Source organism: Nannocystis exedens (assembly GCF_002343915.1).
Classification (GTDB): Bacteria; Myxococcota_A; Polyangia; order Nannocystales; family Nannocystaceae; genus Nannocystis; species Nannocystis exedens.
Genome location: NZ_NETK01000001.1, coordinates 10,918,594 through 10,941,692, shown reverse-complemented (window position 1 = coordinate 10,941,692; position 23,099 = coordinate 10,918,594). Strand labels below are relative to the sequence as shown.

Genomic DNA, 23,099 nt, shown 5'->3' with positions numbered 1-23,099 from the left:
GCCCGCGGGCGTCAAGCATAAAGCGAACGGTCGCCGACCCCCTCGCCGCCACACCCCCGCGGCGGCCGCGCCGACTCAACCGGCGACCGCCCGCTGCCCGGAATCTGGGTAGAGCGCGGCGATCTGGGCCGCGTAGCGGTCCTGGACCTCGCGGCGGCGCAGCTTGCCGGTCGGGGTCAGCTCGCCGCCGGTGATCGTCAGCGGCGTGGTCACCACCGAGAACCGGCGGATCGCCTCGTAGCTGGCGAGATCGGCGTTGAGCGCGTCGATGTGGCCCTGGACGATCTGCAAGATCCGCGGGTGCCGCACGAGATCGGCCAGACGGCGCGCGCCCAGCCCCTCCTGGCGCGAGCGGGCCAACATCGCCTCCTCGTCGAGGGCGATCAGCGCCGCCAGGTAGGGCCGCCCGTCGCCGACGACCAGCACGTGGGCGATCCCCTCCGCCAGCTCGAGCCGCCGCTCGAGCGGCTGCGGCGCGATCGTCTTGCCGGTCGAGGTGATGATCAGGTCCTTCTTGCGGTCGGTGATCGTCAAGAACCCGTCGTGCAGCTCGCCGATGTCGCCGGTGTGCAGCCAGCCCTGGGCGTCGATCGCCGCGGCGGTCTCTTCGGGCAGGTCGTGGTAGCCGCGCATGACCCCCGGACCGCGCACCAGGACCTCGCCGTCGTCGGCGATCCGCAGCTCACAGCCCGGCATGGTCGGGCCGACGGTGCCGAAGCGGAACCGGTCGGGGCGGTTGACGGTGCAGGCGCCGGTCGTCTCCGACAGCCCGTAACCCTCGAGGATCAGGACCCCGAGCGCGTGGAAGAACTCGGCCACCTCGCGGGCCAGCGGCGCCCCGCCCGACACGAAGAAGCGCAGGCGACCGCCGAGGCGCTGGCGGATCCGGGCGAAGAACAGCTTGTCGGCCACGCTCGCCTTGACCGCCAGGGCGCCCGGCACCGCCTGGCCGCGCTGGCGGCACATGCTGACCTTGCGGCCGACTTGCAGGCACCAGGCGAAGCTGGCCTCGGCGAGCTTGCCGGCGGCGGCGACCTCCGCGCGGATCTGCGCGTAGAGGCGCTCGTAGATCTGCGGCACCGCGCCCATGAACGTCGGCGCGACCGCGACGAGATCCAGCTCGAGCTCGGCCGGGTCGGCGGCGAACGCGGAGACCGCCCCCTGCTCCACCGCGCCCCACAAGAGGTGGCGGCCGAACACGTGGGCCAGCGGCAGGACCATCAGCTGCTCGTCGGCGTGATCGGCCGCGATCACGCTCTTGATCGCCCACGCCTCGTAAACGATGTTCCGGTGGGTGAGCATCGCGCCTTTCGGGCGGCCCGTGGTGCCCGACGTGTACACCCACGTGAAGTCGTCGGTCAGCGACAGTTCCTCGGCGATCGCCTCGAGCGCCGCCTCGGCCCCCGGCAGTGCGCCCTCCCCGGCCGTCTGGAGCGCCTCGAACGAGCTCCAGTCGGCGGCCAGCGGCCCGGCCTCGTCGAAGCAGAACGTGTGGCGGAGCGCGTGGTCGCGCCCGCGCAGGCGCTCGGGCCAGCCGGGGTTGTCGGCGAACGCCAGCCGGGCGCCGCAGTCGCGCAGGATGTACGCCGCCTGCTCGGGCGTCACGCTGGGGTAGATGGGCACGCTGACGGCGCCGGCCATGGCGATGGCGAGGTCGACGAGAGCCCACTCGACCCGCGTGCGGGCCAGGACGGCGATCCGGTCGCCGGGCTGGACGCCGTGGATGCGCACCAGCGCGGCGGCGATGGCCCGGCTGGCCTGGTGCCAATCCCGCCACTGAAGCGTGTGCCAGCTCCCACGCAGCTTGTAGCGCAGCGCCGTGGCCGCCGGCGTGCGTCGCACGCGCGCGGCGAACATGTCCAGGGCGTTGGGGAAGGTCAGCCCCTCGGCGGGCTGGGGCACGAAACCGGAGCGGGGCATGGAACGCTGCTTTCCCCCTACCACGGATCGGCCCGGCGCGCGGAGCCCAGGCGCACCTTCGCGCCGGAGAGGTGCGCGGACGTGGTGTCTAAGGGCCGGTCCGGTCGCGTCCGGTCGCGTCCGGCGCCCGGGCAGCGGGCTCTCCGGGGCCGAAAAATCGCCCGCTGGAGCCGATCTGCCCGCGGGGCGGAACCGGCCTTGTGCCCTGCCGGGGTCGATCTGTAGTACACGGACGGAGCCCTCTTCCCGCGATGCCCACCCTGGTCGGAACCAAGCTCGACAAGTACGAGATCCAGAGCGAGGTCGGGCATGGCGGCATGGCCGTGGTTTACCGCGGCATCGACACGGTCCTGAGCCGCGAGGTCGCGATCAAGGTTCTGCACCCGCACATGGCCGGGCGCGAGGAGTCGCGGGCCCGCCTGCGGCGCGAGGCGATCACGGTCGCCAAGCTGCGGCACGAGAACATCCTCGAGATCTACGACTACTCGGGCGAGAGCGAGGCGGAGAGCTACCTCGTCACCGAATTCATCCACGGCATGACCCTGCGCGAGTGGCTCGACACGCGCTGGCGGCCGCGGCCGGCCCTCGCCGCGCTGATCATCCACCGCCTGTGCGCCGCCCTCGGGCACGCGCACAAGTCGGGCATCGTCCACCGCGACATCAAGCCCGAGAACGTCATGATCCGCAGCGACGGCTGCCTCAAGCTGATGGACTTCGGGATCGCCCAGATCATCGACCATCAGAAGCTCACCATGACGGGCCAGCTGCTCGGCAGCCCGGCCTACATGGCGCCGGAGCTGATCAACGGCAAGCCGATCGACTCGCGCACCGACCTGTTCGCCGTCGGCGTCATGCTCTACCAGCTGGCCACCGGCGAGCTGCCGTTCTCGGGCCGCAACCCGCACGAGGTGCTCGCGCGGATCGCCGAGGCCGAGTACACGCGGCCCAGCATCATCTGTTCGCTGGTCGACGACGAGCTCGAGGCGATCATCGATCGCGCCCTCGCGCGCGAGCCGGAGCAGCGTTACCAGACCGCCGACGACGTGGTCCGCGACCTCGAGCGCTACCTCGACGAGGTCGGCGTCAGCGCCACGCAGGAAGAGGTCACCGCCTACTTCACCGATCCGGACCGCTACGTCGACCAGCTCGACAAGCGAATCTGCAACGCGCTGATGACCCGGGCCGAGGGCGCCACCAAGGCCGGCCACAGCGCCCGGGCGATCCGCCTGCTCGGCCGCGTCCTCGAGCTCGAGCGCGACCAGAAGCAGGCCAAGCTGATGCTCTCGCGGCTGCGGACCCGCGAGCGCACCGTCAAGCGGCTGATGGCCGGCGGCGCCGCGCTCCTCGCCACCGCCGCGGTCAGCGGCGGGGCTGTCCTTTTGTACATGACCCCGCCGACCGAGGAGAACTTCCGCCCCGGCGACGAGGGCGCGGGCGGCGGCATCGTCCCGTCGACGGCGATCCGGCCCGAGCACAAGGCGACCTCGCCGAGCGAGCCGCCGCGCGAGGAGCCCAAGGCCGTGGTCGAGCCGCCGACCCCGCGCAAGAGCGTCGGCGTGCGCCCCGCCGAGGCGACCAAGGCCACGCCCAAGGCCGCGGCCACCACCACCCCGTGCGCCGTGAAGGTCGTCGGCATGCCGGTCGTGCTGCTGCAGGGCGGCCTGCACTCGCTGCAGATCGGCAAGCTCAAGCAGCCGCTGCGCAGCGAGGTCGTCGAGTTCGACCTGCCCGGCGAGCGCGCGCTGGTCCACGTCGCCGGCCCCAAGTACAAGGGCCACGTCACCGTCGAGCGCGGCGACTGTCGACCCGGCACGCCGATCGAGCTGCCGGTCAAGCCGCTCAAGGCGATCCTCGACTTCACCGGCAACCCGCAGCAGACCACCGTCGTGTGCGTCAGCGGCCCCTGCCCCGACACGCGCCCGCACCTCCTCGACGTCGAGCGCTTCCCCGACATCGACCTCGGCGTCCAGCTCGAGGCCGAGATCGTCATCGAGGTGCGCGCGCAGGGCTACGCCAGCAAGACCTTCAAGCAGCGGATCGGCCCCGGCCGCAATTCGTTCCCCATCGCTCTCACGCCGCTGTAGCGCCGCGTCCACCCGATCCCGCATGCGCCTCCTCGCCTGCTCGCTCGCTCTCGGTGTCGCCGTCGCGTCGCCGGTCCACGCGCGCCCGCCGACCACGCCCGCGCCGCCGCTCGTACCCACGACCGAGACCGACAAGGTCAACGCCGCCATCCAGGCGTGGAGCCAGGGCAACTGGGCCCGCGTACGCGCGCTGCTCGAGCCGATGCTGGTCGACGGGCGCAAGCTCGGCGATCCGCTGCTCGAGGAGGCCGCGCTGCGCTACCTCTCCGACGCGACCTTGCAGGACCCGGACATCGCGCCGGTCAGCCAGGAGTGGGCCACCGGGTACATCAAGCGCCTGCTGGCCTCCTCGCCCGACTGGCGCCCGCCGGCCGACACCCACAGCAAGGCCTTCTACGACCTCTACAACAGCCTCCGCGAGGAGCGCGACCGGGCCAGCTTCAACATGTGCAAGGGCGAGCGGGCCGCGTGCATCGCCGATCTCGACGAGCTCAAGGTCCGCCACAGCGCGCTCGGCCGCGATCACGAGCGGCTGCGCAAGGCCTACGAGCAGCAGGAGGTCGAGGTCGTCGAGAAGGTCGCCCGCAACCGCGCCGTCGCGCTGGTGCCGTTCGGCGTCGGCCACTTCTACAACGGCAACAAGGCCCTCGGCGGGGTGTTCCTCGCCAGCGAGCTGGCGATCGGGGCGGCCGCGCTCGGCCTGTTCATCAAGCGCGTGTCGTCCTGCGATCGCCTGAACGGCTACCAGCCCAGCTCCCTCGTCTGCGATTTGCAGGAAGAACCTGGCCTGCTGCTGCGCAACGCGGAGCAGACGATGGGCATCCTCTTTCTCGGCACCCTGGCCCTCGACATCGTCCTCGCGCAGGTTCTGTTCCGCCCGTTCACCACCGCCAAGCGGGTCCGAGTGCCGCGCAGCGAGCTCAAGGGCGACGACGACGCGCGCGGCAAAAAGCCCGGCAAACCGCCCGCGGGCAAGCCCGGGCCCCGGTCGAGCGGCCTCCGCAGAAGTGATATCCTGCAGGTGGCGCCGGCTCCCACGTTCGTCCCGGGCGGCGGGGGTCTCGGCGTCAAGATCCGCTTCTGAGAACCGCATGCCCCACCTGCAATACACCGGCCCCGACGGCGTCACCCAGCGCTTCCTGTTGCGCCACCGGATCACGCAGATCGGCTCCTCGCGCGACTGCCACCTCGTCTTGCAGGGCCCGGACATCGCCCCCTCGCACTGCACGCTCGAGCACACCGCCGGCAGCTTCAAGGTCGAGTCGTCGAGCCGCAGCACCGTGTTCTTCGTCGCCGGCAAGAAGCTGCGCGAGCACGTCCTGCGCCACGGCGACGTGATGCTCATCGGCAACGTCGAGGTCACCTTCTCGGCCGTCGACCCGCCGGCGCCGGCCGCCGACCCCGAGAGCGCCGCGCGCCTGCAGATCGACGCCATGCGCAACCTGCAGCGCTTCTCCGAGCTGCTCGCGCGGGCCGAGAGCAGCCTCGACGGCCTGCTGTCCGAGCTCATCGATCAGGTCGTCGCGCTGACCGGCGCCAGCAAGGGCTTCCTCGTGTTGACCGAGGGCGAGCGCTACGCCATCCGCGTCGCCCGCGGCCTCGATCGCCAGCCGGTCGACGACCCCGAGCAGCTCCTGAGCGACAAGATCCTGCGCGAGGTCATCACCTCGCGCGAGCCGCAGATCATCTCCGACGCGCTGAACGACGGCCGCTTCCAAAACAGCATGTCGGTCATCAACCTCAAGCTGTGCTCGGTGATGTGCGCGCCGATGATCGTGCGCGGCGAGCTCATCGGCCTGATCTACGTCGGCAACAACTCGGTGGTGAACCTGTTCAAGCCGAGCCAGCTCGAGATGCTGCGGGTCTACGCCACCCAGGCCGCGCTCTCGATCAAGAACGCCCAGACCCTCGGCGAGCTGCGCGACGAGAGCGCCGGCCTGCAGAAGCGCCTCGACCAGGTCAAGTTCGGCCAGATCATCGGCGCCTGCCCGCAGATGATCGATGTGTTCAAGCGGGTCGACAAGGTCGCCGGCACCGACATCAACGTCCTCGTCACCGGCGAGACCGGCACCGGCAAGGAGCTCATCGCTCAGGAGCTGCACAACCGCTCGCCGCGTGCCAAGGGGCCGCTCGTCACCGTCAACTGCGGCGCGATCCCCGAGAACCTGATCGAGTCGGAGCTGTTCGGCCACATCAAGGGCGCCTTCACCGGCGCGGTCACCAACCAGGTCGGCAAGTTCCAGGCGGCCGACAAGGGCACCATCTTCCTCGACGAGATCGGCGAGATGCCGATGCAGCTGCAGGTCAAGCTGCTGCGCGTGCTGCAGGACCGCCAGATCCAGCGCGTCGGCGACACCCGCACCCAGCCGGTCGACGTCCGCGTGGTTGCGGCGACCAACCGCGACCTCGCCAAGGAGGTCCAGGCCGGTCGCTTCCGCGAGGACCTGTTCCACCGCCTCAACGTCATCGACATCCGCCTGCCGGCCCTGCGCGAGCGCGGCAACGACATCCTCCTCATCGCCCGCTACTTCGTCACCCGCTACGCGCGCGAGTACGGGTCGAAGATCGACCCGGCGCGGCCGTTCGACGCCAGCGCCGAGCGCGGCCTCCTGCGCTTCGCCTGGCCAGGCAACATCCGCCAGCTCGAGAACCACATCAAGAAGGCGCTGGTGCTGGCCGACGGCCCGTCGCTGACCGCCCGCGACCTCGACCTCGAGATCGAGGTCCCCGGCCAGCCGGGTCCGGTCGAGATCGCCAACCCCGAGCAGATCCTCCCGCTCGCCGAGGCGCGCGAGCTGTGGCAGCGCGATTACATCAACCGCGTGCTCGCGCTGAACTCCGGCAACCGCACCAAGACCGCCCGCGACCTCGGCGTCGACCCGCGCACGATCTTCCGCCACCTCGAAAAGGAAGGCGAAAAGGGAGCCGCCCCGCGATGACGCGCCCTGTCCTCGGACCTGTCCTTGTCGCCCTGTCCCTTACGACAGCCGCCCTCTCGTGCGTGCTGCCCGACATCGACATCGAGTTCGAGGAGACGGCGATCACCAACCGCAACGCGGTGCGGATCATCGAGCCGGTGCTGCTGTCGATCGCCGCCGAGGTCTCGTGCGACCCGAACCTCAAGGACATGCTCCCGGAGACGTGCCCGCAGCCGGGGGACTCGGACCCGGGGGAGGCGGTGCCGCACTTCCTCGACCCGACCGACACCGAGGACATCGACGGCGACGTCATCTCGCGCTACGCGTACTGCACCTGCCCTGACGAGCAGAAGGACAGCAAGTCGTTCGACCTCACCCTCTACGTCGAGGATCAGGACGAAGAGCCGCGCCCGCGCAAACCGAAGGACAGCATCTTCGCCGCCCTCCTGCTCGACGTGCCGCAGGACACCATCCAGCCGTTCAGCTACGTCGACTACCTCCTTTTCTACGATCCCGAGCGCCCGCTCGACCTCGTCGGCGACGCGTACAGGCCGGCCGGCCGCCGCGACCCGCAGCTCCGCCAGCTCGTCCTCGGCGGCGACCAGGGCGGCATCGACCTGTGCAACGGCGGCAGGGAGCGGCTGTCGAAGGGCTTTCACACGTTGACGGTGATGGTCACCGATCGGGCGTGGTTCAAGCCCGAGGACGGCGCCCGTCAGTACGGCGTGCCCGACATCGACAACGGCGCCACCTACGACAGCACCCACTACGTGTTCCACTGCGACGAGGCGCCGCCCGACGCCGAAATGCACCCCTGCCAGACGAGCTGCGTGCCGGAGAAGGAGGCGCTGTGAAGCGCACCGCGCTGGCCGCCGCTCTCCTGGGCGCGGCCTGTTCGACCGCGGCGCCCGACAAGCAGGACCGTTCGTGCATGGACGACACGGACTGTCTCATGGGGCAGGTCTGCAACAACAACATCTGCTACGAGAACGACCTGCCGCCGCGCGACGGCATCGCCATCGACGTGCAGACGGCGGTGCCGCCGTTCCGGCTCGAGATTTTCGGCAACGACACGGCGCTCCAGCGGATCCTCGACCGCCTGCCCAACCGCTACTACATCGATCGCGCCCAGGTCCGCGACCGTCTGCGGATCACGCTGCTCGAGAACCAGCTCGACGACCTGGAAGAAGGCACCGGCATGGAGGTCCCGGTCGCCGCCAGCATCGAGCTGCAGCAGCCGTCGAGGTTCGCCCGCTCGCCGTTCGTCGTCACCGACCTCAGCTTCCCGCCGCCGACCCTCGACGGCGCGACCGACCCCGATCCGGTCCTTTTCAAGGCCTGGCCCCGCTACGACGCCGCCGCCACCGACGCCCATCAGCCGCTCTACGCCAAGCTGACCTACCAGGACGACGTCGGCGAGGACCTGCCGTTCCAGTGGGGCCGCGGGATCGTCGCCCGCCAGTTGATGCGCAAGAAGACCGACGCGCCGATCGACGACGAGTTCGAGATCCGCACCGTCCGCGAGTGTCACCGGCGCGTGCTCGGCAACATCCGCTTCCCCGACGGCCCGCTGGCGACCGAGCCGCCGCTCGAGCCGCCGGCGACCGTCGTCGTCAACATGCGCCACGCCGGGCGGGCCGACGACGGCGATCCCGAGACCCCGGTGTGCGATCCGAATCCGATGGGCGAGACCCCGGCGACCTGCTCGGTCGAGACGATCGTCAATCCGCCCTACCACGAGTGCTCCAACGGCCTGTGTCCCGATCCGTATGTCTGCTACCCCGACCTGGTCGACGACGTGAAGCGCTGCGGTTGCAAGCGCGACTCCGAGTGTCCCGAGGGACAGGTGTGCCGTGTCGATCTGCAGCAGTGCGCGCTCGACCTCACCGACCGGCCGGCCATCAAGCAGCTCTCCGCCGAGGCCAAGGACGACGCCACCGTGTCGGCGTGGGTCTACACCTACTGCGACGAGGACCCGACGGCCGACCGGACGATGGAGTTCATCGTCAGCGCCGCCCCGGACGCCCGTCTCGGGCTGCCGCGCCTCAACTTCCGCGTCGTCCTGACCTTCCTGGTCGGCGACCTCAAGGGCAGCACCCCGCTCGGGCGGATCTGCCTGCCCACCTGGGAGCGCCCGGTGGAGGTCCTGGTCCCGCTGTCCGGCAAGCCGGCGCGCCTGTTCGAGAAGGCCGAGCAGGAATGGACGTGTTGTGACACCTCGTGTCTGGCCGAGGCCGCGACCAAACCGCCGCCGGAAGCCCCGACGGTGTGCATGGTCAAACCCCCGATCACCGTCGTCGGCAACTTCGCCGTCCCCGACCCTGCCACCTGGGCGGCCGCCGCATGCATGCCGCTGAGCGGCGCCGACGAGCAGGGCAACGTGCGCGTCACCTACGGCTCGGCCGACTGCGACGGCGACGGCGACGCCTGCAGCGTCAACCTCAGCCCGGGCCCCGGGGGCGGCAGCGGCCAGGCCTACACGCTGCGGGTCGAACCGCCGGTCGGCTCGCTGTTCCGCTCGACGTTGGTGCCGGTCACCATCACCTCCGACTCCACGGCCCTGCCCGAAACGGAGCTCCAGCCCCGCGTGCTGCTGCGCGGGACGGTGACCCAGGAAGGTTGTACGGGCACCGGGTGCGTGCCGGCCGAGATCCTCGCCGAGCGCGTCATCTTGGGCGAGGACCCCGAAACCCTGCTCGGCCCGTACTTCTACAACACCACCACGACGCTCGGGGAGTTCGTCCTCCCGGTCAACCCGGGCGTCTACCTGGTGACGGCGCTGCCGACGGTGACCCCGCAGAACAGCGCCATCGGCCCGGCGCCGATCGTCGTCGTCGATCTCCGCGAAGACAACCCCGACCTCCTCGAGGAGGACGGGCTCTTGGTCTTCGACATGGACCCGTCCGACGACACGGCCGCATTCACCTTGACCGACGGCGCCGTTTACACCATCGAGCTCGACGACTTCGTCAGCAACAGCCGGGTGATCCCCCTCGACCTCACGAGCGGCGAGGGTCTCCTCCATCCTGACGGCGAGCCGCTGGATCTCAACGCCCCCGGCACCTGTCTGCCTGGCGAGGGTTGCCAGATCCGCCGGATCCGTCCCGTCTCCAGCCCGCTGCGCGTGCCGCAGAATCAGATCGTCCGCTTCGTCGCGCGAGCGGCGGCCGCCGCGGCCGAGTAACAACCTGGCACAAAAGACAGGTTCGCCCCCGGCGTGAGTTGTGAGCCAGCCTGGTGCTCGGGCGCCTCACCCGAAGCCGCCTCGGCCGGGGCTGGCAAAGCTCCGTGGCGCCCCGGGCGCCGCTCGGCCGCTTGACCCCTTGGGGGGAACCTGGGAGACTTGCCGCGCACTGACCCAAGCCGCCCCAGGACGTCTTACTCGTGATCGGCAACTCATTGTGTTGTGGGTGGTGGCCGCTGTTGTCGCCATCCTCTACGCACTGGTTGGGATCTACGCGGGGCTCGCGCAACAAGACATCGTGGCCCGACCGGCCACGGTGGAGTGCGGGTATCGCATCGATCTTCTCCGTGATCGCTTGGTCGCCTTGTTCGACCAGAGGCCCCAGCGATGGGCCGAGGAAGACGCGAATGCTGCGGCGGATCTCTCCAACCTCCTCCGCGAGACCCAGGCGCTATGCGCCGGCTCGGATACCGATCTCGGACGACGAATCGATCGGCTCCTCGCGCTTCATCGCGAGTTTGCCGAACGGGGTCGACGACACGCCGACGCACGCCGGGAGCTCCTTGCGCTCTAGGATTCCTCACCATGTCCCAAAATCCCTCGTCCGGCGACCAGCCGGACCGAGCCCCGATCGCTTCCTCGTCCGCTGAGGACGCCGGGTCCGACGCTGCGCCCGCCCAGGCCGCCGAGCAGTCCCCGACTCCCCGCGAACCCGCTCCCACCGACCCCCCGAACCCTGCCGCCGAAGCGGCTGCTGACGAGGCCGCTGCGTCCGAAGCGGCTGCTGACGAGGCCGCTGCGCCCGAAGCGGCTGCTGACGAGGCCGCTGCGTCCGCCGAGGCTGCTGCGCCGATCGTCGCCGCCGATGCGCGCGAGGCCACGGCCGCGGCGGTGGCCGACGCCACCGGCGACGCCCCGTCCGAGGCGACCGCGATCGCTGCCGACGAAGCGGCCCCCGAGGCCCGCGTCGTTGGCGACGCGCCGTCCGACCAGGCTGCGGCAGCAGCTGACGCGCCCGTCGACGGCGACGCCGTCGCAGCCGAAGCGACGCCCGCGACCGACGTCGTCGGCGATGCCGAACCGACGCCCGCGACCGACGTCCCCGTCGAGGCCACGGCCGAGCCCGAGCCGGTGAAGCTGCCCGAGTCGTTCGACGAGCTCGATCTGCCCGACGCGCTGCGGCGGGCGATCGCTCGCATCGGCTGGACCCGGCCCACGCCCGTGCAGGCGCTGAGCTTCCCGCCGCTCCACGCCGGCCACGACGTCCTGGTCCAGTCGCACACCGGCAGCGGCAAGACCGGCGCCTTCTGCATGCCGTGGCTGGCGGGTCGGTTCGACCCGCGTCCGGCCCAGCAGACGGGCGTCCAGCTGCTCGTCCTCCTGCCCACGCGCGAGCTCGCCAAGCAGGTCTGCGACGAGCTGCGGCGCCTGGCCGTCGAGACTCCGGTCGAGGTGCTGCCGATCTACGGCGGCACGCCGATGCAGCCGCAGTTGGCCGCGCTCAAGGCCGGCGTCCACGCCGTCGTCGGCACCCCGGGCCGCGTCCTCGATCACATCCGCCGGCGCTCGCTCGACCTCTCGAAGGTCACCACCGTGGTGCTCGACGAATGCGACGAGATGCTGTCGATGGGCTTCCTCGAGGACATCCGCGCGATCCTCGACGCCTGCACCGGCAAGCACCTCACCGCGCTGTTCTCGGCCACGATCCCGGGCGACATCCAGCGGATCGCCAAGCGCTACATGAAGTCGCCGGTCGAGGTCCAGCTGTCCGGCGATCAGGTCGCGGCGGCGGAAATCGAGCACGCGTACTACATCGTCAGCGGCGCGATCAAGACCCGCGACCTGCTCGACGTCATCGTCGTCGAGGAGCCGGCGCGGGCGATCGTGTTCTGCAACACGCGCGAGGAGACCAAGCTCGTCGCCTCGGTGCTGCGGCGCGAGGGTTACCAGGCCGAGGAGCTGTCGAGCGACCTGACGCAGGCGGCCCGCGAGAAGGTCATGGGGATGATGCGCGAGCACAAGCTGCGCTTCCTCGTCGCCACCGACGTCGCCGCCCGCGGCATCGACATCAGCCACGTCACCCACGTCATCAACTACTCGTTCCCCGAGGCCGCGGAGGTGTACATCCACCGCACCGGCCGCACCGGCCGCGCCGGCCGCACCGGCACCGCGATCTCGCTGATCCACGCGCGCGAGCTGGGCAACTTCTACTACCTCAAGCTGCAGTACGACACGATCGTGTTCCGCGAGCGCTTCTTGCCGCCGGCCGATCAGCTGGCGGCGCAGCGCATGGAGGTCAAGCTCGACGGGATCAGCAAGCGCTTCCCCGAGCTGGTCTCGCCGGAGTGGGTCCTGCTGGCCCGCAACCTCATGGCAGATCCTCGCGGCGAGCGCGTCATCGGCCTCCTGCTCGAGCGGGCGATGAAGCAGCCGCCCCCGCAGCCGCAGGCCGAGGACGGTGAGCGCCCGGCCGCCGAGGCCGCTGGCGGCGAGGGCGAGGCGCCCCGCGCCGACCTGTCCCCGCGGACATACGAGCCGCGCGACGGCGAGGAGCGCCCGGGCGGTCGGCCCGAGTACCGCGAGCGACGCGACCGCGACGATCGCTTCGGCCGCCGCCGCGATCGCGACGACCGTCGTGACCGCCGCGAGCGACGGCCCGAGCGCGACGAGCGGTTCGGCCGCCGCCGCGACGAGGAGCGCCTGCGCAGCGACGACGAGCGCCCGCGTCTCGACGAGCAGCAGCCCCGCGGCGACGAGGAGCGCCGCGCGGACGAGCGCCCCCGCGACGACGACCGCCCGCGCCGCGACGACGACCGCCCGCGCCGCGACGACGACCGCCCGCGCCGCGACGACGACCGTCGCCCGCGCCGCGACGACGACCGTCGCCCCCGGCGCGACGACGACCGTCGCTCGCGCCGCGACGACGACCGTCGTCCGCGCCGAGACGACGAGCGCCGCCCCCGCCGCGACGACGAGCGCTTGCGCCGCGACGCCGAGGCGCCGCGTGCTCGAGTCGCCGAGGCTCAGCCCGCCGAGGCCGCGCCCGCCGTGCCGGCGCTGGCGCCCGTGGCTGCGCCCGCCGTGGACCTGGTCCAGAGCACCGGTGAGACGCCCCGCTGGATCCCCTTCGGTCTCCGCGGCCGTCGCGGCGACCGCGGGCGCTTCGTCCAGTGGCCGCACATCCAGCCGGGAGTGCGCGCGGCGGCTCCGGCCGGCGCGGTCGAGCTCGACGCCAGCAGCCAGCCCGCGCCTGTCCCTGCGGACATGGTCGCAACGCCAGGTGCCACCGGCGATCTGATCGGCACCGCCACCCCGGGCCAGTCGTTCGACGAGGCCAGCGAGCGGCGCAAGCGGCGGCGCAAGCGGCGGCGACGGCGCGGCGGCGCCGGTGACGAGGCGGCGCCGGTGGTCGAGGCCGGCGGCGTCGAGGACGAGGGCGACGACGAGTCCGGCGAGGCCGAGGCGCCCGCGGGCGAGGCTGTCCCCGAGGTCAGGAACGGCGAGCCGGGCCTGGCGCCCGGCGGCCGCAAGCGTCGGCGCAAGCGCCGGGGTCGTCCGGGTCTCGAGGGCCCGCGTCCGGCGGCTCCGCCGGTCGTGGCCGCGCCCGAGCCTCCGCCCGCCCCGGCCCCGCGGCGACCCTCGCAGGACGAGATCGTCATCGACATCGACGAGGCCGAGCTCGAGGTCGTCACCAGCGAGTTCGGGGAGCTCGACAACATCGACGAGTTCGCCCTGCTCGACCGCCGGCAGGCCGTGATCGAGACCTTGCAGGAAGAGGGCGAGGTCGAGCTCGAGGACGTCTCGCGCCGCGACGCCGAGGCCGAGTCGGCCGAGGTCGAGGAGGACGACGAGACCGAGGGCGAAACGGAAGGCGAGGCCGATACCGAAGCCGAGGCCGAGGTCGCCGCCGGTCCGACCGCCCAGTCCGGCGACACCGAGGCCGAAGCCGAAGCCGACGCCAAGAAGCGCCGCCGTCGCCGTCGCCGCAAGAAGGCCGCCCCGGCCGCCCCGCCGGAGCTGACCGCGCCGCCGCACAAGGACTTCTGGGAGGTCTGGTCGAGCAAGTACTCCGCGCGCGACTTCGACGACAGCAAGTACGGTCACACCAGCGTCGAGCCCGAGCCGGTCCCGCCCCCGCCCGCACCCGTCGCTGCGCCCGTCGCCGCGCCGAGCCCCGCGCCGTCGCGTCCGCCGCGGCCGCACACGCCCGCCAGCGCTCCGGCCCGGCCGGCCGCCGCGGCCACCGCCGACGCCGACGACCGCGAGTACACCAAGGTCCAGCTGAACCTCGGGCGCGTCCACGGCCACAAGTCGTCGAGCATCCGCAACCTGCTGCGCGACTACCTCGGCCTCGAGGGCCGGTCGATCCGCGACCTCACCGTGCGCGACGCCAGCACGCTGTTCCGGATCCACGACTCCGAGGTCGAGCGCTGCCACGCGGTCCTCACCACGGTCGTCGTCGACGGCATCGGCCTCGCCCTCGAGCGGGCCGAGAACTCGCGCGAGGACCTGCGGGCGCCGCTGCCCGAGGACTTCGAGGACGCGCCGCGCGGCGAAGCCACCGAGATCCGGCTCGACCCGCTCGAGTTCGAGTCGGTGCTCCCGCTGGCCGAAGAGCCGGGCACGTGAACCCCGCCGACGAGCTCGCTCCCTACCCGAGCCCCGAGGGCCGCGCGACCGAGGTCGCCGCCCTCGCGGCCCGCGTCGGGGGCGAGCTCGTCGAGTACGGCGCCAGCGTCGAGGGCCGGCCGCTGGTCGCCGTACGTGTCCCTTCGACCCTGTCCGATCGGCCACGTATCTTCTGCGGCGCCAACATCCACGGCGTCGAGTTCATCGCCGGTCGGGTCGCCATCGGGCTGTTGCGCGCGCTCGCCGACGGCGACCCGCGCCTCGACTCGCTGCGCGCGCAGGCCGAGCTGTGGGTGGTGCCGAGCATCAACCCCGACGGCTACGCCCGCACCTTCGCGGCCGGCGGGCGCGGGCTTTTGTCTCATCTGCGAGGCAACGCGCGCGGCGTCGATCTCAACCGCAACTACCCGCGCCCCGGCGGCGCCGGCCCGAGCTGGCTGCCCGGCGCCGGCTCCGATCGCCCCGGTGACGCCACCTACCGCGGTCCGCACCCGCTCAGCGAGCCCGAGACCGCGGCCCTCGACCGCCTGTTCAGCGCGCAGAAGTTCGTCGCCGCCGCCAACTTTCACTCGTTCATGGGCACCCTGATCCCGGCGCGCGTCACCGACCGCCGCGCGTACGCCACGTATCGCCGGCTGTGCCGGACCTTCCGCCGGGCTCAGCCGCATCACCGCTACTTCCGCCTCGCCAGCCGGATCTTCGACACCTTCACCGGCGAGCAGGAGGATCATCAGCACCACGTCCACGGCACCTGGGCGGTGTGTGTCGAGACGTTCACGATCCTCGCGAGCTGGCGTCAGCACTGGCGGGCGCCGAGCGTGTTTTGGCGCTTCAATCCGCGCGATCCCGCGCCGTGGATCGAGAACGATGTCTCCGGCCTCTGCGCCTACTTCGCGGCTGCCTTGCGGCTCGAGCGCCCGCCCGCCTACGATCGCCGCGCATGAGCGAAGACAACACGCGCTACCGAGTGGTCGTCAATCACGAGGAGCAGTACTCGATCTGGCCCGAGGATCGCGAGCTCCCGCCGGGCTGGCGCGACGCCGGCAAGACCGGGCTCAAGGACGAGTGCCTGGCCTACATCCACGAGGTCTGGACCGACATGCGCCCGTTGAGCCTGCGCAAGCGCATGGAACGGCCCGAGGAGTAGCGCCGGCGGAGAGCCCGGGCCGGAGCGTTCGCAGAGCCCGAGGCGCTGCAGGCGAAGCAGGAGCGCGGCTCCAAGGGCCTCGTGGCGCCCTCGAGAGCCGCGCGGGAGCGCGACGAGCGGCGGGCTACACGACGAAGCGACCGGAGTCCTCGTCGTCCTCCTCGTCGTCCTCCTCGTCGTCCTCCTCGTCGTCGTCGTCCTCTTCGCCGTCCTCGTCCTCGTCGTACTCCTCGTCCTCGTCGTACTCCTCGTCCTCGTCGTACTCCTCGTCCTCGTCCTCTTCGTCCTCGTCCTCTTCGTCCTCTTCGTCCTCTTCGTCCTCTTCGTCCTCGTCCTCTTCCTCGTCCGCCTCGTCCTCGTCCTCGTCGTCCTCGTACTCGTCGTCCTCGTCGTCGTCCTCGGCGTCGTCGTCTTCTTCGTCCTCGTCGTACTCTTCGTCGAGTTCCTCGTCGGACGCGTCGTCTTCGTCACCGGCGAAGCGGAGCCAGGGGGCATGCACGTGGAGGGGGTTCATGGGCGCGCGCAGGATAGCACAAGCCTCGCGCGACCCGTCCCGGCCGCTCGCTCGCCGGTGTCGTGCCGGAGCTTCGAGTCGGCCTCGCGCCGATCCGAGAGGCCGCGAGCGGGGAGCGACCGACGAGCAACGCGGCCCGCATCGCCGCTCGAACTGCTCTGCTCGCCCGCTAGACCCGCACGCCGGCCGAGAAGCGACCTCGCCGCGCCTCGTGGCGCGCCAGCAGGGGCGCGAGGAACTCGGCCAGGAACTCGTCGACCTGCTCGGGTGCCCGCCCGACGTAGCGCGCCGGCGCGGTCAGGTCGGCGTCGACGAACGGCCCCAGCACCGGGTCCGCCTGCATGCGGGCCATCAGGTCGTTGGGCTCGCCGCGCTTCATGCCGGCCACCGCCTCGAGGCTGTGGCCGCGGACCAGGCGGTGCAGCTCCTGCCGGCTGTGACCGGCGCTGGTGCCTCGCATGAGCACGTTCTCGGTCGCCATGAACGGCAGCTCGTCGCGCATGTTGGCCGCGATCACCGGCGGGTGGACCACCAGCCCCGAGGTGATGTCGACCAGCAGGTTGAGGATCGCGTCGGTCGCCAGGAACGCCTCGGTGATCGTCAGTCGGCGGTTCGCGCTGTCGTCGAGGGTGCGCTCGAACCACTGGTTCGCGTGCGTCTCGCGCGGGCTGGTCGCCAGCGAGTGGACGAACCGGGCGAGCCCGCAGATCCGCTCGCTCCGCATCGGGTTGCGCTTGTAGGCCATCGCCGACGATCCGACCTGGTCGGCCTCGAACGGCTCGTCGATCTCTCGCTTGTGCGCCAAAAGCCGCAGGTCGACCGCGATCTTGCTCGCCGACCCGGCGATGTCGGCCAGCGCCGCGACCACCCACGTGTCGATCTTGCGGGTGTACGTCTGGCCGCTGACGGCGATCGACCCGGCGAAGCCCATCGCCTCCGCGACCGCCCGGTCGAGCGCCCGCACCTTCGCGTGGTCGCCGTGAAACAGCGCCAGGAACGACGCCTGCGTCCCGGTCGTGCCCTTGACCCCGCGGAACGGCAGGCGGGCGCGCAGCTGCTCGAGCGTCTCCAGATCGAGCCCGAGATCCTGGGCCCACAGGCACGCCCGCTTGCCGACCGTGGTCAGCTGGGCCGGCTGGAAGTGCGTGTAGGCCAGCGTCGCCAGCGCCCGGTGCTGGCCGGCGAACCGGGCCAGGGCGTCGAGCGCCGCCACCAGCCGGTCCATCAGCAGCTCGAGCCCGTCGCGGATCATCACCAGCTCCGCGTTGTCGGCCACGTAACAGCTGGTCGCCCCCAGGTGGATCACCTTGCCGGCGTCCGCGCCGGCGACCTCGCCGAAGTGCTCGATATGAGCCATCACGTCGTGCCGCAGCCGCGCCTCGTGCTCGGCGACCCGGGCGAAGTCGATGCGCTCCCGCGCCGCCCGCAACGCCGCCACCTGCGCCTCCGAGATCGGCACCCCGAGCGCCCGCTCGGCCTCGGCCAGCGCGATCCACAGGTCGCGCCACAGCAGCGCCCGCCGCCGGTCGCTGAAGTTGGCGACCATCGCCGGCGTGGCATAACGGGTGGCGAGGGGGCTGTCGTAGCGATCCACGGCTTCCATGGGCGGCGAGAGCTTAACCGCGCGCTTGTCGCACCCCCGCCTCCCCGGCCCCCCGACGCGACGAGAAAGCGCACGGTTTCGACCCCTTTCCGCGCGCCCACCGCAGGCCGATCCCACTTTTACGCCCCGTTTTCACGGTCCGGTGCTCCGGCCTGAAATAACTTCCAACCCCCTCCGGTACCCCGAACGCATGGACGCCACCGCTCGCAGGGCCTTCGAGTCCACCGTGCTGGCCCACGTCGACAGTCTCTTCGGCGCGGCCTTGCGGCTGACCCGCAGCCGCGCCGAGGCCGAAGATCTGGTGCAGGAGACCCTGGTCCGCGCCTATCGCTTCTGGGCCAGCTTCCGCCCCGGATCGAGCGTGCGAGCGTGGGTCTTCACGATTTTGCGCAACACCTTCATCACGCGCTACCACCGCCAGGGCCGGGAGCGGGCGCTGGCCGAGGGCCTGGAGCAGGAGTTCGCGGCCGTCGGCGAGGGGCCGATCGCCGCCCCGCCGAGCCCGGAGGCCGCCACTTCGCAGCTCCACCTGCGCGAGGAGATCGACGCCGCGCTGCAGCGCCTGCCGCCCGACTATCGGATGGCGGTGGTGCTCGCCGACATCGAGGGCCTCTCCTACAAGGAGATCGCCGAGGCGATGGAGTGCCCGATCGGCACCGTGATGAGCCGGATCCACCGCGGACGCCGGCAGCTGCACAGCCTGCTCTATCGCCACGCCGTCGATCACGGCCTCGCCGAAGAACCCGACGCCCCCGTATCCCTGGACGCTTACCGCAACCGCGCCGCTTCTGCCCGCTCATGAGCCACGATCTTCACACGCTCCAGCCCTTCATCGACGGCGAGCTCACCGAAGCCGAGCGCGCCGAAGTCGAGGCCCAGCTCGCCCGCGATCCTGCCATGCGTGAGGTCGCCGAAGAGCAGCTGCGGATCCGTCAGCTCCTGCGCGACCTGCCGCGAGCGACCGCTCCGCAGGCGCTGCGGGCCCGCGTCCTGCTCGAGCTCGACGCCATCGATCGGGAGACCGCGCCGAAGCCGGCCGCGGCGCCGCGGCCCTCGCGGTGGCGCAACTTCCTCCGCGGCGGCGCCTTGATGCTGCCCGCCGGCGCCGCCGCGTTCGGCCTGTTCCTCGTCGCCCGCACCCTGCCCGGCCCGGCCGCTCCCGCCCGCGACGCCGGCCCGCGCGACCTCGCGGTGCGGATCGTGGATGTCCCCGAGGACAGCAGCCCGCTGCAGCCCGTCGCGCTGCCCACCGGCGACGACGTCATCTACGAGGTCGGCCTGCGCCGCGTCATCGACCACCGCGACCAGGCCACCGCGGACGCCCTCCCCGAGCGCGTCCAGCTGTACCGCGGCGCCCGCTACCACCTCGGTCGCGGCGCCGACGGCCGCCCGCAGGTCGTGTTCGACGTCGGCGGCGTGCGCCACACCCTGCGCGAAGACCCCGATCGCGTCGGCGAGGTCAGCCTCGAGCAGAGCCTCGAGGCCTTGCTCGAGCTCGGCCACCTCGTCCGCACCAGCGCCGACGCCCCGCGCGCGCGCTGAGGCTGTCGCAGCGGGCATGCCCGTCGGGGCATGCCTCTTGGCACATGTTCGGATGCTCCTGTGCCAGGGTACATGTCTCGAAGCATCTGCAGCGTCTCGGCCTTGACCCGTTGGCAGGGACGCCGCCCAGCACGGTCGCGCCAGATGGCCGAGCTGCGTGAAGTCTCGCCCGCCGCAGACCTGTCTCTTCGACCAGCTCCGCTGTCAGCCGCCCAGCATGAACGCGCGCGACGGCGCGATCGCCTTCGCCCGCCGCGGGACCTGTCTCTTCGACCAGACCCGCTGTCAACTGCCAGCCAGGTCGCGCGATGGCGAGCTGCCTTCGCCCGGCGCCTGCCCGACCTGTCTCGTCGGCCAGGTCAGGGTCGTCCGCCGTCAGCCGCCAGCCAGATCGTGCGATGGCGAGCTGCTTTCGCCGGTCGCCTGCCCGACCTGTCTCGTCGGCCAGGTCGTCCGCCGTCAGCCGCCAGCCTGCTCGCGCGCGCGACCCTTCACGGTTACCGGCCGGCCCACCCGATGTCTCTTCGGCCAGGTCCGGGGTCGGGTCACGCCGCGCGCCGCCTTCACGGCTCGCCGGCCGGGCCATCCGATGTCTCTTCGGCCAGGTCCGGCGCGTCCGCCCGCAGCCGCCGCGCGATCGCCTCGGCCAGGCCGCCGTCGGTGAAGCCGAGCCCGCTGGTCGCGCTGGTCACCAGCACTTGCCCGCGGGGCAGCTGCAGCGCGCGGGCGATGCCGGCGGTGACCAGCCCGCGCTCGCTCTTGCTGAGCTTGTCGGCCTTGGTGACGGCGACGATGGTCCACAGCGCGCGGTCCGCCATGAACTCGAGCAGCGCGTGGTCGAACTCGCTGACCTCGCGGCGGGCGTCGATCAGCAGCACCAGCCCCTTGAGCGCCTCGCGCTTGCGCAGGTAGCCCTCGATCATCGGCCCGAACGACGCGCGCACCGCGTGGGGCGCGGCCGCGTAGCCGTACCCCGGCAGGTCGACCCAGCGCAGCCCGAAATCGCCGTGGCGCGGGTGGCGGAGCGTCGCGCGGAAGAAGTTGAGCAGCTGCGTGCGGCCGGGCGTCGAGCTGACGCGGGCCAGCCCGCGCTGGCCCGCGAACGCGTTGAGCAGGCTCGACTTGCCGACGTTCGAGCGGCCGGTGACGGCGATCTCGGGCAGATCCCCGGGCGGAGCCGCCCCCAGCTTGTCGGCGCTGCGTTCGAAGGTCGCCGACGTCACGCGCCAGCCGCCTGTGCTGTTCTTCTCGGGTTTGAACGGCTGGGTCATGGGCGCGGACTATACTAAAAGCGCGCCGCCCCCTAAGCTCCGAGGTCATGGACGTCTACGGCCTCACCGGCGGGATCGGCAGCGGCAAGTCCGCCGCCGCCGAGATCTTCGAGGACTGCGGGATCCCGGTCGTCTCGGCCGACGAGCTGTCCCGCGTCGTCGTCACCCCCGGGAGCGAGGGCCTCGGCGCCGTCGTCGCGGCCTTCGGCGAGGGCGTACTCGACGAGAACGGCGAGCTCAACCGGCGCAAGCTCGGCGCCGTCGTCTTCAAGGACCCCTCGCTGCGGCAGAAGCTCGAGGCGATCCTTCACCCGCGGATCCGCGAGCGCTTCCAGGACGTGCTCACCACCCTGGCCGCCACCGGGCACAAGCTGGTCGTCTACGAGGTCCCGCTGCTGTTCGAGACCGGCCTCGACAAGCAGGTCAAGGCCGTGATCCTCGTCTCGGCCCCCGAGGCGCAGCGGATCGCCCGCGTCGTCGCCCGGGACAAGCTCACCGAGCCCGAGGTCCGCGCCCGGCTGGCCGCCCAGCTCGACGACGCCAGCCGCCGCGCCCGCGCCCACTTCATCCTCGAGAACGACAAGGATCTCGCGCACCTCAAGCAGCAGGTCCTGGATCTGCTGCCGGCCCTCCGCAGCGGCACGATCCCGCGGCCCGCCGGCGAGGTCAAGGACGCCGCGCCGGCCCGCCCGGCGGTCCCGCCGCCGCCCCGCCGGCTCGCCCGGCCGCGAGCGTCCCGCCGCGCCCGCCGCCGCTGCCCAAGCCCTGAGCCTGCGCACCTGTCCTCGCGGGCCTGTTCCGGGGGACATGCCTGTTCGAGCATGTTGTCATGGACATGCTCCCGTGAGCATGTCCCATAAACCATGTCGGCCAACCCTCGCCGATCGGTCGCCCGCTCGCTCTCGCCGCGCTCGTCAGCTCGGCTGGCCAACGAGCTGCATCCTCCCTTCGAAGCTCCGCTCGCCGGCCTGCTGCATACCCGCCCTGCTCGCCCTCGCCGGCGCGCTCTGCCGCTCGCCGGGCTCGTGGTATAGCCGGAGGCGATGACGAGCGACTCCCTCCCTCTCGCCGGCACCGTGGTCGTCGACGTCTCGCGGATGTTGCCCGGCGCCGTGCTCGCGCGCTGCCTGCTCGACCTCGGCGCGCGCGTGATCAAGGTCGAAGATCCGGCCACCGGCGACCTCATGCGTCACGCGCCGCCGCTGATCGACGGCGTCGGGGCCGGCTTCATCGCCTTCTTCCGCGGCGCGGAGTCGGTCGGCCTCGACCTGCGCACCCCGGCGGGCGCGGCCGCCCTGCGCAGCCTGGCCGCCGGCGCCGACGTCCTCGTCGAGAGCTTCCGCCCCGGGACCATGGCGCGCTTCGGCCTGCCCGAGCAGGAGCTCTTGACCGACAACCCCGGCCTCGTGCTCTGCTCGCTACCTGGCTTTTCGGTCAGCTCGGCCGTCGGCCACGACCTCAACTTCACCGGCCTCACCGGTCTGCTGCGGGCGCTGCGGACCGAGGGCATCGTCGGCCTCCAGCTCGCCGACGTCACCAGCGGCCTGCTCGCCTGCAGCAGCGTGCTCGCGGCCCTGCTGCGGCGCGCTCGCACCGGGCGCGGCGGCCTGGTGCAGCAGCCGCTCCTCTCCGGCCCGCTGCCCTTCGTCACCTGGGCCTGGGCCGAGCGCGCGGGCGGGGGCGGTGGCATGTCCGAGGCCGTGCTGGGGGGCCGGGCCCCGGCCTACCGCGCCTACCGCTGCGGCGACGGCCGCGAGCTGTCGGTCGGCTGCCTCGAGCCCAAGTTCTGGTTCGCCTTCGCCCAGGTCGTCGGTCGCCCCGACCTCGCCGGGCTCGGCCTCGACACCGGGCCCGCGGGTCAGGAGGCCGCCGCGGCGATGGAGCAGCACCTCGCCGGCCACCCGCGCGACCACTGGCTCGCCCTGCTCGCGCCGCACGACCTCCCGGTCTGGCCGGTCCACGACCTCGACGCCGCCCCGCACGAGCCGCGCCTCGACGACCTCACCGAGTCGACGCCCACCCCCGCCGGCTCGTTCCGCGGCGTCGGCCCGTTCTTCCCCTCGCTCGGCCGCACCCCGGAGCGCAGCGCCCCTGGGCTCGGCGAGCACACCGACGCCGTCCTCGCCGAGTTCGCCCGCCGCTGACCTGTTTCGAGGGACAGGCGAGAGCTCCGCGCGGCCATCCGCAGGACCTGTCCCGAAGACCATTCGCCGCGCGAACTCGACCGCGACCTGCCGACCTGTCCCCGAGGACACGCGCGGACTCAACCGCCGCGGGCCGCCGCTCC

At 72.0% G+C, this 23,099-nt stretch carries 17 protein-coding genes; 13 read left to right on the top strand and 4 right to left on the bottom strand.

The features are described 5' to 3' along the window. Nucleotides 1-75 precede the first annotated feature (75 nt). Nucleotides 76-1,920: an AMP-dependent synthetase/ligase gene (locus NAEX_RS42590; protein ID WP_096333198.1), complete on the bottom strand. Its 1,845-nt coding sequence runs from the start codon at nt 1,918-1,920 to the stop codon at nt 76-78. 251 nt (nt 1,921-2,171) lie between these two features. On the opposite strand from NAEX_RS42590, the gene NAEX_RS42585 reads away from it, so the two are divergent. From NAEX_RS42585 to NAEX_RS42550, 9 genes are all read left to right on the top strand, one after another. After that, entirely contained in the window at nt 2,172-4,004 is a 1,833-nt protein-coding gene (locus NAEX_RS42585) for a serine/threonine-protein kinase (protein ID WP_096333197.1), read from the top strand. Between the two features lie 22 nt (nt 4,005-4,026). Then, a complete protein-coding gene (locus NAEX_RS42580) occupies nt 4,027-5,088 on the top strand; it encodes a hypothetical protein (RefSeq protein ID WP_096333196.1) in 1,062 nt (353 codons plus the stop codon). A gap of 7 nt (nt 5,089-5,095) precedes the next feature. Then, complete coding sequence (locus tag NAEX_RS42575; protein ID WP_096333195.1) at nt 5,096-6,943, top strand: sigma 54-interacting transcriptional regulator; 1,848 nt, start codon at nt 5,096-5,098, stop codon at nt 6,941-6,943. Beyond that, on the top strand, nt 6,940-7,776 hold the full coding sequence (locus NAEX_RS42570) for a hypothetical protein (RefSeq protein WP_143140105.1): 837 nt from the start codon (nt 6,940-6,942) through the stop codon (nt 7,774-7,776). Before NAEX_RS42575 ends, NAEX_RS42570 begins: the two co-directional genes overlap by 4 nt. Next, nucleotides 7,773-10,106 carry a hypothetical protein gene (locus NAEX_RS42565; RefSeq protein WP_096333193.1) on the top strand — a complete coding sequence of 778 codons (2,334 nt, stop codon included), beginning with the start codon at nt 7,773-7,775 and terminating at the stop codon, nt 10,104-10,106. The genes NAEX_RS42570 and NAEX_RS42565 overlap by 4 nt, the downstream gene beginning before the upstream one ends. 217 nt (nt 10,107-10,323) lie before the next feature. Continuing rightward, a complete protein-coding gene (locus NAEX_RS49055; protein WP_100792668.1) occupies nt 10,324-10,680 on the top strand; it encodes a hypothetical protein in 357 nt (118 codons plus the stop codon). Nucleotides 10,681-10,997: 317 nt separating this feature from the next. Next, nucleotides 10,998-14,735: a DEAD/DEAH box helicase gene (locus tag NAEX_RS42560; protein ID WP_143140103.1), complete on the top strand. Its 3,738-nt coding sequence runs from the start codon at nt 10,998-11,000 to the stop codon at nt 14,733-14,735. After that, nucleotides 14,732-15,679 carry a M14 family metallopeptidase gene (locus NAEX_RS51620; protein ID WP_170136479.1) on the top strand — a complete coding sequence of 316 codons (948 nt, stop codon included), beginning with the start codon at nt 14,732-14,734 and terminating at the stop codon, nt 15,677-15,679. The genes NAEX_RS42560 and NAEX_RS51620 overlap by 4 nt, the downstream gene beginning before the upstream one ends. After that, complete coding sequence (locus tag NAEX_RS42550) at nt 15,676-15,882, top strand: MbtH family protein (RefSeq protein WP_096333190.1); 207 nt, start codon at nt 15,676-15,678, stop codon at nt 15,880-15,882. The genes NAEX_RS51620 and NAEX_RS42550 overlap by 4 nt, the downstream gene beginning before the upstream one ends. Before the next feature lie 124 nt (nt 15,883-16,006). Here NAEX_RS42550 and NAEX_RS52550 read toward each other — a convergent pair whose 3' ends face one another. Both NAEX_RS52550 and purB read right to left on the bottom strand, forming a co-directional pair. Further along, a complete protein-coding gene (locus NAEX_RS52550) occupies nt 16,007-16,396 on the bottom strand; it encodes a hypothetical protein (RefSeq protein ID WP_177325839.1) in 390 nt (129 codons plus the stop codon). 169 nt (nt 16,397-16,565) lie between these two features. After that, entirely contained in the window at nt 16,566-17,999 is a 1,434-nt protein-coding gene (gene purB, locus NAEX_RS42540) for an adenylosuccinate lyase (protein ID WP_096333189.1), read from the bottom strand. Between the two features lie 190 nt (nt 18,000-18,189). Here purB and NAEX_RS42535 point away from each other — a divergent pair, with 190 nt between their 5' ends. Next, complete coding sequence (locus tag NAEX_RS42535) at nt 18,190-18,801, top strand: sigma-70 family RNA polymerase sigma factor (RefSeq protein WP_170136478.1); 612 nt, start codon at nt 18,190-18,192, stop codon at nt 18,799-18,801. Then, on the top strand, nt 18,798-19,541 hold the full coding sequence (locus tag NAEX_RS42530; protein ID WP_096333187.1) for an anti-sigma factor family protein: 744 nt from the start codon (nt 18,798-18,800) through the stop codon (nt 19,539-19,541). The genes NAEX_RS42535 and NAEX_RS42530 overlap by 4 nt, the downstream gene beginning before the upstream one ends. Before the next feature lie 563 nt (nt 19,542-20,104). On the opposite strand, the gene yihA is transcribed toward NAEX_RS42530, so the two are convergent. Further along, the gene (gene yihA / locus NAEX_RS42525) at nt 20,105-20,812 is read right to left on the bottom strand and encodes a ribosome biogenesis GTP-binding protein YihA/YsxC (protein WP_096333186.1); all 708 of its coding nucleotides are present in this window, start codon (nt 20,810-20,812) and stop codon (nt 20,105-20,107) included. Nucleotides 20,813-20,859: 47 nt separating this feature from the next. On the opposite strand from yihA, the gene coaE reads away from it, so the two are divergent. Together coaE and NAEX_RS42515 are read left to right on the top strand one after the other, a co-directional pair. Further along, nucleotides 20,860-21,672 (top strand): dephospho-CoA kinase, encoded by an 813-nt coding sequence (gene coaE, locus NAEX_RS42520; RefSeq protein ID WP_096333185.1) that lies wholly within the window; start codon nt 20,860-20,862, stop codon nt 21,670-21,672. A 183-nt stretch (nt 21,673-21,855) separates the two neighbouring features. Next, a complete protein-coding gene (locus tag NAEX_RS42515; RefSeq protein ID WP_096333184.1) occupies nt 21,856-22,956 on the top strand; it encodes a CaiB/BaiF CoA transferase family protein in 1,101 nt (366 codons plus the stop codon). Nucleotides 22,957-23,099 lie beyond the last annotated feature (143 nt).

What these genes read in the sequence shown, in the direction of transcription:
- NAEX_RS42590 (WP_096333198.1), bottom strand. Translation starts at nt 1,920, where the DNA reads ATGCCCCGCTCCGGTTTCGTGCCCCAGCCCGCCGAGGGGCTGACCTTC.
- NAEX_RS42585 (WP_096333197.1), top strand. Translation starts at nt 2,172, where the DNA reads ATGCCCACCCTGGTCGGAACCAAGCTCGACAAGTACGAGATCCAGAGC.
- NAEX_RS42580 (WP_096333196.1), top strand. Translation starts at nt 4,027, where the DNA reads ATGCGCCTCCTCGCCTGCTCGCTCGCTCTCGGTGTCGCCGTCGCGTCG.
- NAEX_RS42575 (WP_096333195.1), top strand. Translation starts at nt 5,096, where the DNA reads ATGCCCCACCTGCAATACACCGGCCCCGACGGCGTCACCCAGCGCTTC.
- NAEX_RS42570 (WP_143140105.1), top strand. Translation starts at nt 6,940, where the DNA reads ATGACGCGCCCTGTCCTCGGACCTGTCCTTGTCGCCCTGTCCCTTACG.
- NAEX_RS42550 (WP_096333190.1), top strand. Translation starts at nt 15,676, where the DNA reads ATGAGCGAAGACAACACGCGCTACCGAGTGGTCGTCAATCACGAGGAG.
- NAEX_RS52550 (WP_177325839.1), bottom strand. Translation starts at nt 16,396, where the DNA reads ATGAACCCCCTCCACGTGCATGCCCCCTGGCTCCGCTTCGCCGGTGAC.
- purB (WP_096333189.1), bottom strand. Translation starts at nt 17,999, where the DNA reads ATGGAAGCCGTGGATCGCTACGACAGCCCCCTCGCCACCCGTTATGCC.
- NAEX_RS42535 (WP_170136478.1), top strand. Translation starts at nt 18,190, where the DNA reads ATGGACGCCACCGCTCGCAGGGCCTTCGAGTCCACCGTGCTGGCCCAC.
- NAEX_RS42530 (WP_096333187.1), top strand. Translation starts at nt 18,798, where the DNA reads ATGAGCCACGATCTTCACACGCTCCAGCCCTTCATCGACGGCGAGCTC.
- yihA (WP_096333186.1), bottom strand. Translation starts at nt 20,812, where the DNA reads ATGACCCAGCCGTTCAAACCCGAGAAGAACAGCACAGGCGGCTGGCGC.
- coaE (WP_096333185.1), top strand. Translation starts at nt 20,860, where the DNA reads ATGGACGTCTACGGCCTCACCGGCGGGATCGGCAGCGGCAAGTCCGCC.
- NAEX_RS42515 (WP_096333184.1), top strand. Translation starts at nt 21,856, where the DNA reads ATGACGAGCGACTCCCTCCCTCTCGCCGGCACCGTGGTCGTCGACGTC.